Raw genomic sequence first — 18,139 nt, 5'->3', positions numbered from 1 at the left:
GCTCCACTGCATGCTTCCAGAATTGGAATTGGCGCTGACGGACGCCGTCAATTTGGATGAGACGGGAACGGAGCCCTGACTTTTGTTGTCGACTGCCGCGACGATACAAATGTTGATATAAGCTGCCTTGAGGGGCTGATGTAATGGCATTCGGTGATCAATAGGGGAGCAAGCGGGCGGGATGATTTTTTTTAATATGGGCCGTACCGGTGGATCGGCCGTCTGGAATGTCCTCGCCCCTCTGGCGACCAAGCACGCAGTCCGGGTAATTGATCTCTATGAGCAATCGCTGAGTGACTTCGATACGCCTTTTCTTGCGCAACAAGCAGTGCGCAAGGCTCAGCTAGAAGCGCCAAGTCTGAAATGGGGGAATGAATCGCCTTTTTTGCATCACCGTACCCGTCAAAACATCGAGGCCGCGCTGCCGTCGGAGGCCCGTAATTACGTGACGCTCTTGCGTGACCCCGTGGAGCGTTTCCTCTCGGATGTTTTCCATGTTCGTAAACTCATGGGCGAATGCGCCGATCTGCCCGCAGCCTCGTTGCGTTCGCAAGCTGAAATTTCCTGGTATAGAAAGGTGTTTGGCGAGTCGCTCTATGCGCTCTTCATACAGCCAGATGCAGATCTCGATGAACTGGTACTTGAGGCATCTCGCTGCCCGTATTATGAGAATTTTTATTTCAACGCTTTCTGGTCTCTACTGATAAGTCCTGCGATAGGCGAGGTGCCTGAATACTTTAGCGGAGTCATAGATGATCAGGCGAGGCTTGAGTTGTTGGGAGCCGTCCATCAGCGATTTGCCTTCATCGGTATCTATCCGCAGTTGAAACAGGCGATCTCCTCTATCAGTTTTTTACTCGGCGTGCCGTTGGATCCTGGGGTTGATTTTTTCAAGACCCATGCTGCCAGTAGCAAGCCTGATCTGCGTCGCGAAACGTTGGAAAAGCTTCGCGTGGCAAATCAGGACGAGTATCGCTTGCTCGCCATGTTTAAAACGCCCAATTCAGTCGTTGCCGGTCTGGAGCGTGCTGGTGAGGTTCAACAAAAGCAAAAATTATTGGTCGAGTCTGTACAGCGAATGCAGCGCGCTACGGACGGGGCATTACGGCACGCAGAATTTGCCATGGCGGAAGCGAAGCGCGAGTCAACAAAAAGGGCGAAGGGGCTGGAGCATCAGTTGCTCGGGCTTAAGGGCGATCTGTCAGTCTGCAAGAAAGATGCGGCGTTGGCCGGCGCAGAACTGTGGACTGCCCAGAATCACATCGAACGATTACAGAAATCCACTTCATGGCGCATCACGGCCCCGTTAAGAGCCATAAAGAATATCTTCGCTTCATCGGTCCCGACGGCCACGGCAGTCGAAGTTCCGGAAAAATCTGAAGAGCCTGAATCGGTTCCCTACATTTTGCATGAGCCCACATTGACGGATGGCCCAGCTGCAGTGGTAGTGATCCTGCCAACGTTCAACTCCGCAAGGTATGTCGCCGAGGCAATCGAAAGTGTTTTAGAACAGTCTTGGCAAGATTTGGAGCTGGCGGTACTCGATGGCGGCTCAACCGATGCCACGGTGGATATCGCTAAAGCCTACGCCGTTAGGGATCCACGAGTTTCGATTCGAATTTACCCTGGTGTGCATCCTACGTTGCGCGTCGACGATTTTTTTCGTACCACCCAATCACGCTGGATTGCGATACAACATTCAGATGATGTCAGTTATACGCACCGACTTGAACGGCAGATTGATGCCTTCCTCGAGGACCCGGAGCTAGGCGTCAATAGCGCCATGTATCGGTCGTTTTGGCACGTTCGCAGCCATGCCACCGAGAACGAGGGGCATCATATCCATGGGAAACCGCAAAGCCACGAGCAGATCAGGGCAGGGTTGTTGTTCTGGTGGGTTATGCACGCGCCCACGCTATGCTTTGATCGGGAAAAAGCACTCGCGGTTGACTTGCGCTTTCATAATTCTTATTCGTTTGCCAATGACTATTGGGTCACTGCGCTTAATATCGATAGATTGCGCTACGGCAATGTGCAGGAAGAGCTGTCAGCGACGAGGATTCATTGGGAGAGTGATGGTAGCTTGCATCTCGCGGAGATCGATCAAGAAACTAATTGTCTGAAAAGAGCTATTCTGGAACGATATGGTTTTACATTCACCGAAGAGCAGCTTGCCTTGCACTGTGGAATCACGCTGGTTCCCGCTCGCACTTTGCAAGGACCCGCCAAGGATTTCTCGGCGACCCTAGCCTGGCTGGACAATTTGCGAGAGCAGAATCGCAGTATCCGAGCTGTTGACATCCCGGTATTTGAGGCGTTGCTCGACCACCTCGTGGAGGAGACACAGCGGCTGCGCGATTTATCAGAGCCTGGGTGAGCTAAAGCTGTGCTGCGTCCGTCAGTGGTGTCCTATTGCCGTTGCGGTGAAGGAGAGGTGCTGCTAAAGCGGGCTCATCAAGTGCAGAGTGCTTTGGGATGGTGATTACAGCTATAGCGAGTCTAGCCACTGAGGTTTCTATGCGGCCTGAGTTTCACTTCTCGCAGTCAGGCGTTACAAATTGGCGGCAGACGCTGAAAAAAAATAGGTGAATTTCCCTCCAGGTTCCGACAAGATGCGTTGCCACGTTTTTGTGAACGGCTCAGGATGCCGAAACCAGCAGTTGGCTTGGGATGGAATACCTTGATACGCGAGTACCTTGCTACTGTAGGTCAAAATTTGTTAACTGCTAGTACCGCTTCGCCATCAATTTTTTCACCTTATCCGGTGCACAATGTACCGCTTTTGTGTGCTTCTGAAATGCCAGCATGCTTTTGGCTAAGTGCCATCATGTCTGAGGCGTTTCTATTCCCGACCAAGATCTTGAGTTCCCAGCGCGGAGTTCAGGCAGGCTGTATCCTGTTGCGTCGTGGCGTTTTAACTGAAGCGAGCTCGCCAAGTCAGCTCGTCTGAAAATATTTGAGTAAGGAGTGCTAAATGAACAGTCGTGAACGCAAGATGCTGGAGCTTCTCAAACGCGGTAAAGAGGAGTACGGCTACCTGGCCGTCAAGGCCGAGTTCGAAGCCGAAGGCACTCGTGTAGACGAACTGCTGCGTCTGATCGAGCTTGCCCGGCGTGCCGACTTGGGCATCGCCCTGAAGATCGGCGGCTGCGAAGCCATTCGTGACCTGCTCGAAAGCAAGCAGATCGGCGTCGAGTACATCATCGCGCCGATGATCGAATCCGCTTACGCGGTGAAAAAGTTCATCGAAGCGAAGAACAAGATATACACCAAGGAAGAGCAAGAGGACACCAAGTTCCTGTTCAACCTCGAGACCATTACCGGGTTCAACAACCTGGATGCGCTGATAGAAGCTGCCAGCGTCTCTGATGGTCTGGACGGCGTGGTGTTCGGTCGTGTCGATTTCTCCCTGTCCAACGGCTACAGCCGCGATGACATCAACCATCCGAAAGTCACCGAGTACGCGCTCAAGACCGGTACTGCAGCCAAGGCTGCCGGCCTGGAACTGGTCGTTGGCGGCGGTGTTTCCAGCGATGCGATCGAAGAATTGAAGAAGCTCGAAGCCAATCATTTGGCTCGCTTCGAAACCCGTAAGGTCGTTTACGCAGCTGACTCGGTGCGCACTCGCGACATCGAAAAAGGTCTGCTCAACGCAGTGCATTTCGAACTGCTGTGGCTGGAAAACAAACGCGAGTACTACGGTCTGATCGAGAAGGAAGATGATAAGCGCATCGCCATGCTCGATGCCCGCTGGAAACTGCTGGGCGGCCAATAAGGCATGGTCGTGGCAACGACTGCGCGACCGCGCATAGCGATCTTTGGCGCCTCGGGCGCCATTGGTTCCGGGCTGGTGGAGTGGTTCGCCACCCGCCACTGGGATGTCACTGCGATCGTACGGCAGGTAACTTCGACGGCTTCGGCGCATCCACAGGTGACCACCCTGGTGTGGAACCCTCTTGCCGAAGAGCCAGTGCCGGCCGCGCTGGGCCAGTTCGACGCCGTGGTCTGGGCGCAGGGTGACAACTGCACCGATAACATCACTGACCTCGACTACCAGCGGCACATGCGGATGTACGAGGCCAACGTAGGCCTGGTGCTGGTGTCGCTGAACGCTTTGCTGACCGCTGGCGCGCTGGCCAAGGGTGGTGCACGGTTGTGCGTCATCAGCTCTATCTGGCAAAACATTGCCCGGCAAAACAAACTCTCCTACTGCGTCACCAAAGCTGCCTTGCAGGGGTTGGTGCGTTCGGTATCCCTCGATCTGGCCGCAGAAGGCCACGTGATCAACGCGGTACTGCCTGGCGCGCTGGATACCCCGATGACCCGTGCCAACCTCTCGGCCGAGCAGATCGGCCGCCTGGAAGCCGCGACACCGGGCTCCAGGCTGGCGGGTGTGACCGATGTGGCCGCGGTGGTGGAGTTTTGCTGTTCGCCAGCACACAGTGCCATTACTGGCCAATTCCTGACCGTCGACAAGGGTTTCACACATGCACGCATCGTTTGATATAAACAGCTCGACGGGCGTGTACCGTGTGTCGTTGGGCGAGGGGCTGGTCAAGAACGTGGTGGCCAGTCAAGCTCACCGAATTTTTATCGTGGACACCAATTTGCTGGCTCAGGTGGCGTTCGTCACCGATCCAATCATTGCCGTGGATGCGACCGAAGAAAACAAATCGCTGGAGCGTATCGCCCCGATCATCGAAGCCCTCAAGGGCCATGGCGCCACTCGGGAAACCGAGATTGTGGCGGTAGGCGGTGGCATCATCCAGGACATCGCTACCTTCGTGGCATCGATCTATATGCGAGGCCTGCGTTGGCATTATTGCCCAACCACTCTGCTGGGCATGGTCGACTCCTGCATCGGCGGCAAATCGTCGATCAACGTCGGCGCGCTCAAGAACCTCGTAGGTAATTTCCACCCGCCGGCCAGTATTCTGATCGACCTCGCTTTCGTGCATAGCCTCAGCGCCGAGCAACAAACCAGCGGGCTGATGGAGTCGGTGAAGATCTGCTACGCACGGGGCGGCGAAGCATTCGATGCATACCTCGCTCTGCAACCGACCGCACCACTGAAAACCGAAACCGCTTTTGCCATCATCGAGCAAAGCCTGACAACCAAAAAGTGGTTTATAGAAATCGACGAGTTCGACCAAGCCGAGCGCTTGTTGCTGAATTTCGGCCACACCTTCGGCCATGCCGTCGAGTCGGCCACGCATTTTGCGATCCCTCATGGTATCGCCGTCGGCGTTGGCATCCTGATGGCCTACCGGTATGCAGAGGTGGCCTCGATTCTGACTCCCGCAGGTCTGGAGCGTGCTGGCCGCTTGGTCGCTCACGTGCAGGCATTGCTGCAACCCATGCGCCACACCTTGGCGCCGCTGGTAGGTATCGACGCGGAGGTGCTGCTCAAGCATTTCGGTAGCGACAAAAAGCACTCCCAAAGCCACTACCGCGTCATTGTACCGGTCGGTGATGGTGATCTGCAGCGCCTGTCGGTGGAACGTTCTCCATTGATTCAGGCGCTGATCCGTAACGCCTTCGCCCAAGGCGCGGACCTCGCTGTGAACGGCGGTGCCTGATGGAAGGTTTTGACCAGGTCGATTTCGTCGTCATCGGGGCCAGCGGTTGGTTGGGTCAGGCCACCCTGGAATACTTGTTCCGCCAGCTACCTCCGGCGCAGTGGCCCCAGGTGCATGCCTTCGCATCAAGTGCTCGGGTCCTGATGCTACGTGATGGCTCAGCCGTACAGGTTCAGGCACTGTCGTCCTTGCCGGCGCTGCGCACATCGCGGCCAGCCCTGGTGTTCCACTATGCCTTCCAGACCAAGGATCGCGTAGGCGCCAATACGCTTGAGGACTACATACTCCTCAACCGCAGTATTCGCGACGCTCTGGCGCAGTTTGTGGACGCCAATGCGATTGCCGGGTTGTTTGTGCCGTCCAGTGGCGCGGCTTATGCGGGGCTTGATGAAACCAATCAAAGCGATGGGGCGATCTACGGTCGCTGCAAGCTCGATGACGAGCGCGCTTTCGAAGCCATGGGCAAGCAGTATGGCTTTCCGGTCGTGAGCCCTCGGGTATTCAACGTCAGTGGGCCTTACATCAACAAGCACAATCTGTATGCGCTAGCCTCGATCATCGCGTCGTGTCTGCGCAACGAGCCAATCAGCGTACGCGCGACTCATCCCGTGATCCGCTCCTACTACAGTGTCACGGACCTGATCGAATTGTGCTGCCGGCTGATGCTGGCGGGGCGCGATCAGGGGGCAGCGTTCCACGCATTCGATACGGCTGGCACCGAAGCGGTCGAAGTGGGCGAGTTGGCACAGCGCTGCCAGCAACTGCTTGCGCCGCACCTGGTCATCGAGCGTGCGCCGATGAGCGGCACTGCGGCAGACCGCTACGTTGGCGATGCCAATGCCATTCGTGAATTCGAACGCGCGTTCGAAATTTCTCCGCTCGGGCTGGATCAGCAAATCAAGCTGACCGCCGACTACATGAACGCTTTGCTGCAAAGTGGCAGGTCATGACCGAAACTCGATCTCTATTCATGCCTGTACGGCGTAACCCTTACTACATCGTTGCTGCTCGATATGTCAGGACTTCAGCCGGGATCAAGGCGCTGCATTTTCTTTGTCATGCCTTGAATCGGATGGGTGAGCAGGCTTTCCTGATCATTCATCCGCACTTTCCGCCTTACCTGTCGACGCATCCGGCCCTTAACACCCCGCTGTTGACCAAGCGCACCATGGATTACCACCGTGCTCAAGGGCTGACGCCGATCACCATTTACCCCGAGAGCATCAAGGGCGACCCGATGAACGCTCCGTTCATCGTCAGGTACGTGCTGAACTATGCGGGATTGTTGGGTGGCGATTCCCAATTTCCGGTATCGGAATATTGCATTTCCTACAGCGGGGCGATTGCGGCGACAGTGCCGACTTCCAAGCAGACGATCTTTATTCCTGCTTCGGATCCAAACTTCTTCGTACCGCCTGCTCCGGGTACTCAGCGCAAGGGCGCATGCTTCTACGCAGGTAAATATAAAAATTACCACGGTGGCAAGACGTTCCCAATCACCGAGGGTTTGGCCGAAATAGTTCGGGATCGCGATGACGAGCAGACGCCAGAGCAGATTCGTGATCTGTTTCAGCAGTGCGAGCGGTTCTACTGCTATGAGAATTCGGCACTGGCTATTGAAGCGATGTTGTGTGGTTGCCCGGTAGTATTTTTGCCGAATGAGTTCTTTACCGATTTGATCGGTAAGGACGAGCACGGTACGGAAGGCTATGTATGGGGCGCCGATGATCCTGAAGGCTTTGTACGGGCGAAAAACACTGTAGCACTCGCCCGCGAGCGCTACTTGAGTCTTTTTCTGCGGGCAGAGCAAGCGCTGGCCGACTTTGTTGTCTCTACCCAGGCATTGGCTGATGTCACGCCTTATAATGTTCAGATGGTGGACACCTATGTCGAGAAAATGACCAAGCCGTCGCGCTACATTGGTATCATCAAAACCATTGTGCTGATGATTCGTGAGCGAGGGATTGGTTATACGACCCGTTTGATAGTGGCTCGGGTTAAAACTGGTCGTACTCGACTGAGCGATGCTTGATAATAAGGTCGGATTCTAAATATGGAAATGGTATTGCCCAGAAAGCCAGCGCTTACAATCTGTATTCCCACTTATAATCGTGGTAAGCGTGTGCATGCTTTAGTGTTGTTTCTGAAGCAGAACCTTATGCCGCTGACCGACGACATCGAGATAGTGGTTGTCAATAATTGCTCCAATGACAGCACCCGCGAACTCATTGAGCCTCTCATCGGGGGAGGCATCAAGCTCTACAATCGCAAAGAGTTTCTCGAGACTGCGGAGCTGAATATGTTTCACTCTCTGGAGTTGTGCGCTGGGGAGTTTGTTTGGTATCACGGTGACGATGATATACCTACCGTAGGTACTATTCTATACCTGATTTCCATGATCAGGGAGAATGCTGCGGATCTTTATGTCTTCAATTCGCCGGTCATTGACGACGACGGCCAGGTGTTGTGCCCGAAGATGGTCTCCATGCGCAACGCTTATATGGATGTATCTGCAGACCAACTGATCGAAACAGCTGGTTTCGGGTTTATGCTGGCAGGTATTTCTAATGTGATTTTTCGGCGTGAATATGCTGATATTGAAATCGCTTGGGAAGCTCAAGCTATTCAGCCGTTGTATTCCCATGTTTGCTGGTTCCTAGCTTGCTTCGCGCATCGTAGGAGTCGCATTGTCAATATGCCACTTGTGTATTACCGGAATTCTGACGGCCTTAAACAGGTCGCGCACTTCAAAAAGGTAGCCGAGCGCCTAAATGTCGCAGATCACCATTTCTGGGGCGTTGGCATGGCCTTGCAGTTCAAGTGGTTGGTTGATAGGGGTGTCATCACAGGCGGAAGTTTACCGAGGATTTTCGAAAGTCGCCGCGATGGATCACGGTTTAAGCTCTTGAATGAATGTATTCACAAGGTTTATACGCAGGTTGTGGCGTCTATCCACTTCTCGGAGGAAAGGTTTCAAGTCGACGCCGAGGTGTTGGCGGAGATCCGAAATTTCTTCGTGTCCTGTGATCTCTTCACCTATGACTTGTTCGAGCCTATTTTACAGCTGCACCAAATAGCAACCGGGCAGCGCTCACGGGAAGAGTTGGAGGAGCTGCAAGCGACTTTTGATCGTATTCATCGGCTTCATGATGCTGATGTTTACCGCAATAATTGGCAAGGGGATCGGTACGGTTATCACATTTACCGTATGGCGTGCCATTGGGTCGCAGTGCAGCCGCAGATCGATGGTGGGGTGATCGCCGCTCTTTCTGTAATTGATCTTGAAGAACACGCGCCGGCGCTGCTGCTAGCTGACAATCTGGATTCCTTGGTGGCCAAGGCCGCTGATCAGGCCAAAATGGGCTTGGCCCGTGCGTCGCGAAGACGGCCAGTGGATCTGATGCAGCGCTTTCTAAGCGAATATACGAGTTCAGTCGAAGTGCATCGGCAAGCTGTCACAGCCGGCAACCGGGCCATGGTTGATATGCACCACCTTGCCACCCGGGCGGTGGCCGATTTGCATCATCTCGGTGAGCAGCACATCAGCGTGATGCACCGCGTAGCGCATGAGTACTCCGGGTCCGTCCAGATTTATCGCCAAGCCACATTGTGGGTGCGTAAATTTACCTACCTGTTTACCTATCCCATAGGGAAATGCGTACGTTTAGGCAAGCGGCTGTTGGCTAGATGATCCGTTCCTTAGCTGGGGTTGCTTCGTGATCCAACCCCGTTGAAACTTATTAGAGATGACGCAGGAGCAAACGATGAAAGCAGTAATTTTGGCAGGCGGGCTGGGTAGTCGTCTGAGTGAAGAGACGAGCACTCGCCCGAAACCTATGGTTGAAATAGGTGGCCGACCGATCCTCTGGCACATCATGAAAACCTACTCCCACTACGGCGTGAACGATTTCGTGATTTGCCTGGGCTACAAGGGTTACGTGATCAAAGAGTACTTCGCCAACTACTTCCTGCACATGTCGGACGTAACCTTCGACATGGCCAAGAACCAGATGGAAGTCCACCAGAACAACGCCGAGCCTTGGCGTGTGACGCTGGTGGATACCGGTGCCGACTCTCAGACCGGCGGCCGCCTGCGCCGTGTGCGCGAGTACCTTGAGCCAGGTGAAGACTTCTGCTTCACGTACGGTGACGGCGTGGCCGATGTCGATATCGGCAAGTTGGTGGCCTTCCACAAGGCGCACGGTAAAAAGGCGACGGTCACGGCCACCCAGCCGCCAGGCCGCTTTGGTGCCCTGAACATCAACAACCATTTCGTCGAGAGCTTCCGCGAGAAGCCCCACGGTGACGACTCCTGGATCAACGGTGGCTACTTCGTGCTCAAGCCCGAAGTGATCGACCTCATCGCAGAAGACGAAACCATCTGGGAGCGCGAGCCACTCGAAGCGCTCGCCAGCACCGGCAACCTGTTGGCCTATGAGCACGGCGGCTTCTGGCAGCCGATGGACACCCTGCGCGAGAAACAACAGCTGGAAGACCTGTGGGAACGCAAGGTCGCGCCGTGGAAAGTATGGTGATAGATCGCGGATTCTGGCAGGGCAAAAAGGTCTTCCTGACCGGTCACACGGGCTTCAAAGGCGGCTGGCTGGCGCTGTGGCTGCAGGAAATGGGCGCGACTGTCACCGGTTTCGCTCTGGCTCCGTCGACCACACCGAGCCTGTTCGAGGTCGCTGCAGTGGGGGAGGGCATGACTTCCCTTATCGGCGACATCCGCGACCAGGCAGCGTTGACCGCGGCAATGGCGCAGGCCAAGCCGGACATCGTCCTGCACCTGGCCGCGCAGCCGCTGGTTCGCTACTCCTATGACGCGCCGGTAGAAACCTTCGCCACCAACGTCATGGGCACCGTGCACCTGCTCGAAGCCATGCGCTCATGCGGTGGCATCAAGGCCTGCGTGGTTGTCAGCTCCGACAAGTGCTACGAGAACCGCGAGTGGGCCTGGGGCTATCGCGAGAACGAAGCCATGGGCGGCTACGATCCTTATAGCGCCAGTAAGGGCTGCACGGAGTTGGTCACCTCAGCCTATCGGAACTCCTATTTCAACCCCGCGCGTCATGCCGAGCACGGCCTCGCGTTGGGCAGTGGCCGTGCGGGTAATGTGATCGGTGGTGGTGATTGGGCGGCCGACCGTCTGATCCCTGACTTGCTGGGCGCCTTTGAGCGCAAGGAAGTCGCTATCATCCGCAACCCAGGGGCGATTCGCCCGTGGCAGCACGTGCTTGAGCCGCTGTCTGGTTACTTGGTGCTAGCCCAGCGCTTGTATGAAGATGGGGCACAATTCGCCGAGGGCTGGAACTTCGGCCCTGCGGATGCCGACGCGCAACCGGTCAGCTGGATTGCCGAGCGCATGACTCAGTGCTGGGCCGATGGCTCGCAGTTCCGCATCGAGGCCAATGCCTCGGCGCCCCACGAAGCCCATTACCTGAAGCTCGACTGCTCCAAAGCCCGTGCCGACCTGTCCTGGACACCACGCTGGTCCCTCGCCCGAGCGTTGGATGAAGTCGTTGGATGGCACCGGGAATTCCTGGCCGGCAGCGACATGCGACAAGTTTGTATTGATCAAATTTCACGCTTCTCGCAAGCGTGACCACAACGAACGCGGATTACCTGATGAACACCCAAGACGACCTCAGAAAACAGATCGACGATCTGGCCCAGCAATACTCCAAGACCGCTTTCGCGCGCCGCGAATTCGTGCCCGGCGTGACCGCAATTCCGCCGTCTGGCAAGGTCATCGATGGTGCCGAAGTCGGCCTGATGATCCAGGCCTCGCTGGATGGCTGGCTGACCACCGGCCGCTTCAACGCCGAATTCGAAAAACGCCTGAGCAAGTTCCTCGGCGTCAAGCACGTACTGACTACCAACTCGGGCTCTTCGGCCAACCTGCTGGCGTTCACCGCACTGACCTCGCCGACTTTGGGCGCCCGTGCCATCAAGCCCGGTGACGAAGTGATCGGTGTGGCTGCGGGCTTCCCGACCTCCGTCAACCCGATCATCCAGAACGGCGCGATCCCGGTGTTCGTCGACGTCGATCCGACCACTTACAACATCGACCCGGATTTGATCGAAGCCGCCATTTCGCCGAAAACCAAAGCGATCATGCTGGCCCACACTCTGGGTAACCCGTTCAATCTGCGCAAGATCCGTGAGCTGTGCGACAAGTACAAGCTCTGGCTGGTCGAAGACTGCTGCGATGCACTGGGTTCTACCTACGACGGCAAGATGGTCGGCAACTTCGGCGACATCGGCACCCTCAGCTTCTACCCGGCCCACCACATCACCATGGGTGAAGGCGGTGCGGTGTTCACCAACAAGTCCAAGCTGCGCCTGGCCGTTGAATCGATCCGTGACTGGGGCCGCTCGTGCTTCTGCCCGCCGGGCGAAGACAACACTTGCAAAAAGCGTTTCTGCTGGCAGCTGGGCGATCTGCCCTACGGTTACGACCACAAGTACACCTACTCGCACCTAGGCTACAACCTCAAGATCTCGGACATGCAAGCCGCTTGCGCGCTGGCGCAGATGGACAAGCTGCCGTCCTTCATCGAGGCACGCAAACGCAACTTCGCTTATCTGAAAGAAAAGCTCGCCCGCTGCCAGGAGTTCCTGGTGCTGCCAGAGCCTACCGAAGGCAGCGATCCCTCCTGGTTCGGTTTCCCGATCAGCCTCAAGGAAGGGACTGCGTTCACCCGTCTCGACCTGCTGACTTACCTGGACGACCACAAGGTCGGCACGCGCCTGCTGTTCGCCGGCAACCTGCTGCGCCAGCCATACATGATTGGCCGTGAATATCGCGTTTCGGGCACCTTGGAAAACACTGACCGGATCATGAACCAGACGTTCTGGATCGGCGTGTGGCCAGGCCTGACCCCTGAGATGCTCGACTATGTCGTGGATCGCATCGAAACCTTCTTCGGCATCAATCAAAAATAAATAGGGCACCCTTTGAGCAAGCGCTTTTCTATACGAATGGCCGAGGCCTGGAGAGATCTGGTCGGGGCGTTGACCGCAACTGAAACATGGGCATTCCTTGGCAGCCACGATATTCGCCAGCGTTATCGCCGGTCGGTATTAGGGCCTTTGTGGATTACTCTCAGTACTGCCGTATTGATCGGCGGCCTGGGGGTGATGTACGCCGGGTTGTTCAAGATGGACGTGCACGACTACATTCCGTACCTGGCCGCAGGCATGATCACCTGGAACTTCATGTCCATCGTGATCAACGAAAGCTGTTCGGTGTTCACCGGTGCTGAGGGCGGTATCAAGGCGGCGCGGATACCCCTGTCGTCCTATGTGTTGCGCCTGGTATGGCGCAACATCCTGGTATTTCTTCACAACGCTGTGGTGCTGATCGGGGTGGTGCTGTGGTTCCTGCCGTTCAATCCAATGGGCCTATTGCTGGCAGTGGTCGGGTTGGCGGTGATAGGAGTCTTTCTGTTCTGGCTGGCACTGGCTGTCGGATTGCTCAGCGCGCGCTTCCGTGACATTCCGCAGATCGTTGCCAACATTCTGCAGGTGGTGTTCTTCATGACGCCCATCATGTGGAAGGCGGATGTCCTTAACACTCGTATGTGGATCGCGGAAATCAACCCGTTCTACTACTTGCTCGAACTGGTACGTAACCCGCTGCTGGGCCAACCACTGACCCCAGCCCTCTGGGGTCATGTGGGCTTGATTCTGCTGGGGACCGCAGCGGTCTCGTTTCTTTTGTTTGCGCGGTTTCGTACGCGCATCGTTTATTGGTTGTAGCCCATGGCCCATATTATTGCGAAGGACCTGGTCGTCGAGTTTCCGATCTACCAAGGCGCGCAGCGGTCGATGCGCAAGACGTTCCTCAAGGCCGCCACTGGCGGCAAATTGGCTGGGACGGACTCACGGGTTACAGTCCGTGCGGTCGACGGTTCAAGTTTCACCATCAACGATGGCGAGCGCGTTGGACTGCTGGGGCACAACGGGTCCGGCAAGACGACTTTGCTTCGCGCACTCAGTGGTGTCTATGAGCCGGCCAGCGGGATTCTGGATATGGCTGGCTCGGTGACCTCGCTGCTGGATATCGGCCAGGGGTTCGATTTCGATTCCAGCGGCATCGAGAACATTACCCTGCGTGCTATCACCATGGGGATCTCGCCGAAGCGCATCAAGCCGCATATCGACGACATCTGCGATTTCTCCGGGCTTGGCGATTACCTGAAACTTCCGGTTCGTACCTATTCAAGCGGTATGATGATGCGCTTGGCGTTCGCGATTTCAACCTCGGTAGGGGCTGATATCCTGCTGATGGACGAATGGCTGAGCGTAGGCGACGAGGATTTCAAGGAGCGGGCCGCGGAGCGACTCACCCATTTGATCAACCGTGCGGCGATCGTCGTGATCGCTTCGCACGATACGGCGCTGCTAGCGCGCACCTGTACGCGAATCTTGCACGTGGAACACGGCAAGATCGTTCGCGAAGAATCCGTTCAAGAGCTCACCGGGAGTGATCATGCAGAAAAAGTACAGTGACTGGATCAGCAGCTGGCTGGCAGAAGCAGGCTATACGCACTGTTTCTTTGTGGCCGGCGGCAACATCATGCACCTGCTGGAAAGCCTCAGTCACAACCTGACCTGCATCCCCGTGGTGCACGAAGTGGCAGCGGGCATCGCCGCCGAATACTTCAATGCTACCTCGGCGGACGGCAGCAAGGCCCTGGCGCTGGTCACGGCCGGCCCTGGCCTTACCAACATCGTGACCGCCCTGAGTGGCGCGTTCCTCGAAAGCCGTGAGTTGCTGGTGATTGGTGGTCAGGTCAAGACCGCTGACCTCAGCCATGGCCAGCTGCGCCAGCGCGGCATCCAGGAAATCGACGGCATTGCCATTGCTCGCCCGATCACAGTGGCCGCAGAGCGCCTGGACACTCAGGTGTCCCGCGAAGCTTTCCTGGCCCTTTGCGCTGCCACCGAGCGTGGTCGCCCAGGCCCGGTGTTCATCGAGCTGCCGCTGGACGTACAAGGCCGCCTGATGAGCGCCGAAGAGCTGCCGACTACGCCAGCCGCTGCTATCACCGGCAAAGCGCTTCCAATACCTGCTGGCGTGCGTACCGCTGACAACTCCCTGGAGGAAGTCCTGGCATTACTGCGTAGCGCCCAGCGCCCGGCGGTACTGATCGGTGGCGGCGTCAGCCGCGAAGCTGCCGCGGCGCTGACCGCAGTCGCCGAACAGCACTCGCTGCCGCTGTTCACTACCTGGAACGGCCTGGATCGCATCCCTGCCGATCACCCGTGCTATTTCGGCAGGCCGAACACCTGGGGCCAGCGTTACGCCAACCTGTTGCTGCAACAGGCAGATGTGGTGCTGGCTTTGGGTACGCGCCTGGGTCTGCAACAGACAGGCTTCAACTGGCAGGAATTTGGCCGTGGCGGCAAAGTCGTGCAAGTCGATGTTGACGTTGCCGAGCTGACCAAGGGCCATCCTACCGTCGATGTGCCGATCTGCGCTGACGTCAATCCTTGGCTCAAGACCCTGGCTGGCAAGATCGAGGGCCAGTGGAGCGAGTGGCATGGCTACTGCCGTGAAGTGCAAGCATCCGTGCCACTGATCGAAGATAACGTCACTCACGACGGCTACCAGTCGCCTTTCAAGCTGGTCGAGCACCTGTCCACCTTGCTCAAGGCCGACGACGTGGTCGTGCCATGCAGCAGCGGTGGGGCTTTTACCGTGATGATGCAAGTGTTCGCCCAAAAGGCTGGGCAGCGCGTGGTTACCAACAAGGGTTTGGCGTCCATGGGTTACGGCCTTAGCGGAGCCATCGGCGCCGCGTTTGCCAACCCTGAGCAGCGGGTCATCCTGGTTGAAGGTGACGGCGGTTTCGCCCAGAACCTGCAGGAAATCGGTACTGTGGGCGTCAATCGCCTGAATTTGAAGATCTTCATCTTCGACGACTCGGGTTACGCGTCCATCCGCTCCACCCAGCGCAGCTACTTCGGTGGCCGCTATGTGGGTTGCGATATCGAGACTGGCCTCGGCCTGCCGAACTGGGCAGCGCTGTTCGCGGCCTACGGTATCCCAGTAGTGCGTGTAGAGCCGGGCTTCGAGAGCTCGACTGACTTTGCCGCGCTGCTCGAGAGTGATGGCCCGGGTGCCTTTATCGTCAAGGTCGACCCAGAGCAGACCTACTTCCCGAAAATTACCAGCCGTGTCACACCGACCGGTATGGCTTCCAATCCGCTGCATCAGATGTCTCCGGACTTGCCTGAAGCGGTGGTCGGGAAGGTTGCACGTTATCTGTAATAACTGAACGACCCGGCACCCTGCCGGGTCGATCATTGAAACACCCGCCGCGAGCTAGTCTCGCGGCCTCATTTTTCAATCTTGCGAACGTTCGCAAGGTGACCGCCAGTCCCATCAAAGGTGGCGAGGTCGAGTACCGATGAACGCCTTCAAAATGAAACTGTTGGGCCTGTCACGCCGTACCAAACGCACACTGCAACTGGGTGTGGACGTATTGGTGCTATGGCTGTCCTTGTACCTGGCCTTTGTGGTTCGCCTGGGCTTCGAGGACGCCCACAATCCAATGGTCCGGCATAGCTGGCTGTTCGTCGCCGCGCCTTTGGTATCGTTGCCCATTTTCATCCGAGTTGGCATGTACCGCGCGGTCATGCGCTATTTCGGCAATGATGCTTTGATTGCCATCTGCAAGGCAGTGACCTTGGCTTCCTTGGTACTCGCTTTGATCGTTTACTGGTACAGCAACCATCAAGTGCTGGTTCCACGTTCGATCGTGTTCAACTACTGGTGGTTGAGCCTGGTCCTGGTCGGTGGCTTGCGGCTGGTCATGCGCCAATACTTCCATGGCGACTGGTTCATGGGCATGCAGAGTTCCCCCCTGCTGCGTCGTGATGAAGGCCTGACCCGTGTGGCCATATATGGTGCCGGAGACGCCGGCAACCAATTGGTGGCGGCGCTGCGCCTGGGTCGTCAAATGCGCCCGGTAGCGTTCATCGATGACGATGGCAGCATCGGCAATCGCATCATCGCCGGCCTGTTGGTCTACCCGCCCAAGCAAATCGAGCGAATGATCCGCGAGACCGGAGCCACAGAAATTCTTTTAGCGTTACCTTCGGTCAGTCGCTCCCGGCGTCGGGAGATTCTTGGATTGCTCGAGAGTTTTCCGCTGCACGTGCGCAGCGTCCCGAACTTCTCCGACCTGGCCACCGGCCGGGTCACCGTCCAAGACCTGCAAGAGGTCGACATTGCCGACCTGCTGGGCCGCGATTCGGTCAGCCCTGATCAGGAACTGCTGTCTCACTGTATCGCCGGCAAGACGGTGCTGGTCACCGGTGCCGGTGGCTCGATCGGTTCAGAGCTGTGCCGCCAGATCGTGGCGCTGCAGCCTAAGCAGTTGCTGCTGTTCGAGCACAGTGAATACAACCTGTACGTCATCCATCAGGAGCTTGAAGCCTTGGCCGATCGCTTGGGTGGGGGGGTTAAGGTGTTGCCTATCCTGGGCTCCGTGCGCCACGCGGACAAGCTACTGGATGTAATGCTTACCTGGAGCGTCGATACTGTCTATCACGCCGCCGCCTACAAGCACGTGCCCATCGTCGAGCACAATATTGGTGAGGGCGTGCTCAATAACGTCATGGGTACGTTGAACACCGCGCAAGCGGCGGTACGGGCCAACGTCGCGAATTTCGTACTCATCTCGACCGACAAGGCAGTCCGTCCTACCAACGTGATGGGCAGCACCAAGCGCCTGGCCGAGATGGTCTTGCAGGCGCTGAGCAAAGAGGTTGCTCCGGTATTGTTCCAGGACTCCGCACGGGTTTCCCACGTCAACCGTACTCGTTTCACCATGGTGCGTTTTGGTAACGTGCTGGGCTCCTCAGGCTCGGTAATTCCGTTGTTCCACAAGCAGATCAAGAAGGGTGGGCCGTTGACCGTGACCCATCCGAACGTCACCCGCTATTTCATGACCATTCCCGAGGCGGCGCAGTTGGTCATCCAAGCCGGCTCGATGGGCAAGGGCGGGGATGTGTTCGTGCTGGATATGGGCGAACCGGTCCGCATTATCGAACTGGCAGAAAAAATGGTGCATTTGTCCGGGCTCTCGGTACGCTCGGAGAGAAATCCTCAAGGCGATATCGCCATCGAGTTTACCGGGCTGCGGCCAGGGGAAAAGCTGTATGAAGAGTTGTTGATTGGCGATAACGTCTGCGCGACTAACCATCCGATGATCATGAGTGCCAATGAAGATTTTCTGGCATGGGAAGTCTTGAAACCTGGATTAGTGTCGTTACTCGATGCTTTGAAGGTTGATGATTTTGCGCGCGGGCGCCACGTGATGTGCCAGTTGGTCAGTGGTTATTCGCCCGCCTGCGATATAGTCGACTGGAAGCATCTGCAGCAGCGGCGCGAGCCATAACTATAGACGAACGAAGTTGCGCGAATAGGGAAAGCAAGCGCATTGTTACCCTTTGAAAGTTTTGAAGCGCATTTGTTCTGACTGGCATCCCACGTCTTGGGCTTTTATACGCAAAACGAGTATAAAAGCCCGAAGCCCATAGTC

Annotated in this window: 14 protein-coding genes; all 14 read left to right on the top strand. The window is 56.7% G+C overall.

Annotated elements, in window-relative coordinates:
• Positions 1–181: 181 nt before the first annotated feature.
• Complete coding sequence (locus REH34_RS07115; RefSeq protein WP_311971224.1) at positions 182–2,377, top strand: glycosyltransferase family 2 protein; 2,196 nt, start codon at positions 182–184, stop codon at positions 2,375–2,377.
• A 597-nt stretch (positions 2,378–2,974) separates the two neighbouring features.
• Complete coding sequence (locus tag REH34_RS07110) at positions 2,975–3,775, top strand: aldolase/citrate lyase family protein (RefSeq protein ID WP_311971223.1); 801 nt, start codon at positions 2,975–2,977, stop codon at positions 3,773–3,775.
• A gap of 9 nt (positions 3,776–3,784) precedes the next feature.
• The gene (locus REH34_RS07105) at positions 3,785–4,504 is read left to right on the top strand and encodes an SDR family oxidoreductase (protein WP_311971222.1); all 720 of its coding nucleotides are present in this window, start codon (positions 3,785–3,787) and stop codon (positions 4,502–4,504) included.
• On the top strand, positions 4,488–5,579 hold the full coding sequence (locus REH34_RS07100) for a 3-dehydroquinate synthase family protein (RefSeq protein WP_311971221.1): 1,092 nt from the start codon (positions 4,488–4,490) through the stop codon (positions 5,577–5,579). The genes REH34_RS07105 and REH34_RS07100 overlap by 17 nt, the downstream gene beginning before the upstream one ends.
• Entirely contained in the window at positions 5,579–6,529 is a 951-nt protein-coding gene (locus REH34_RS07095; protein ID WP_311971220.1) for an NAD-dependent epimerase/dehydratase family protein, read from the top strand. Before REH34_RS07100 ends, REH34_RS07095 begins: the two co-directional genes overlap by 1 nt.
• On the top strand, positions 6,526–7,611 hold the full coding sequence (locus tag REH34_RS07090) for a hypothetical protein (protein WP_311971219.1): 1,086 nt from the start codon (positions 6,526–6,528) through the stop codon (positions 7,609–7,611). Before REH34_RS07095 ends, REH34_RS07090 begins: the two co-directional genes overlap by 4 nt.
• 21 nt (positions 7,612–7,632) lie before the next feature.
• Positions 7,633–9,270 (top strand): glycosyltransferase family 2 protein, encoded by a 1,638-nt coding sequence (locus REH34_RS07085; RefSeq protein ID WP_311971218.1) that lies wholly within the window; start codon positions 7,633–7,635, stop codon positions 9,268–9,270.
• A gap of 73 nt (positions 9,271–9,343) precedes the next feature.
• Entirely contained in the window at positions 9,344–10,114 is a 771-nt protein-coding gene (gene rfbF / locus REH34_RS07080; RefSeq protein WP_311971217.1) for a glucose-1-phosphate cytidylyltransferase, read from the top strand.
• Positions 10,099–11,184: a CDP-glucose 4,6-dehydratase gene (rfbG, locus tag REH34_RS07075; RefSeq protein WP_311971216.1), complete on the top strand. Its 1,086-nt coding sequence runs from the start codon at positions 10,099–10,101 to the stop codon at positions 11,182–11,184. Before rfbF ends, rfbG begins: the two co-directional genes overlap by 16 nt.
• A gap of 23 nt (positions 11,185–11,207) precedes the next feature.
• Complete coding sequence (gene rfbH / locus REH34_RS07070) at positions 11,208–12,527, top strand: lipopolysaccharide biosynthesis protein RfbH (protein WP_311971215.1); 1,320 nt, start codon at positions 11,208–11,210, stop codon at positions 12,525–12,527.
• A 69-nt stretch (positions 12,528–12,596) separates the two neighbouring features.
• Positions 12,597–13,343, top strand: a complete 747-nt coding sequence (locus tag REH34_RS07065; protein ID WP_311971214.1) for an ABC transporter permease — start codon at positions 12,597–12,599, stop codon at positions 13,341–13,343.
• A 3-nt stretch (positions 13,344–13,346) separates the two neighbouring features.
• On the top strand, positions 13,347–14,096 hold the full coding sequence (locus REH34_RS07060) for an ABC transporter ATP-binding protein (protein WP_311971213.1): 750 nt from the start codon (positions 13,347–13,349) through the stop codon (positions 14,094–14,096).
• Complete coding sequence (locus REH34_RS07055) at positions 14,077–15,861, top strand: thiamine pyrophosphate-binding protein (protein ID WP_311971212.1); 1,785 nt, start codon at positions 14,077–14,079, stop codon at positions 15,859–15,861. Before REH34_RS07060 ends, REH34_RS07055 begins: the two co-directional genes overlap by 20 nt.
• A 139-nt stretch (positions 15,862–16,000) precedes the next feature.
• Positions 16,001–17,995 (top strand): nucleoside-diphosphate sugar epimerase/dehydratase, encoded by a 1,995-nt coding sequence (locus REH34_RS07050; RefSeq protein ID WP_311971211.1) that lies wholly within the window; start codon positions 16,001–16,003, stop codon positions 17,993–17,995.
• Positions 17,996–18,139: the final 144 nt, after the last annotated feature.

The sequence above is a fragment of the Pseudomonas baltica genome, assembly GCF_031880315.1.
GTDB lineage: Bacteria > Pseudomonadota > Gammaproteobacteria > Pseudomonadales > Pseudomonadaceae > Aquipseudomonas.
The sequence above is the reverse complement of the archived record's forward strand: the minus strand, read 5'-3'. Positions and strand labels throughout refer to the sequence as shown.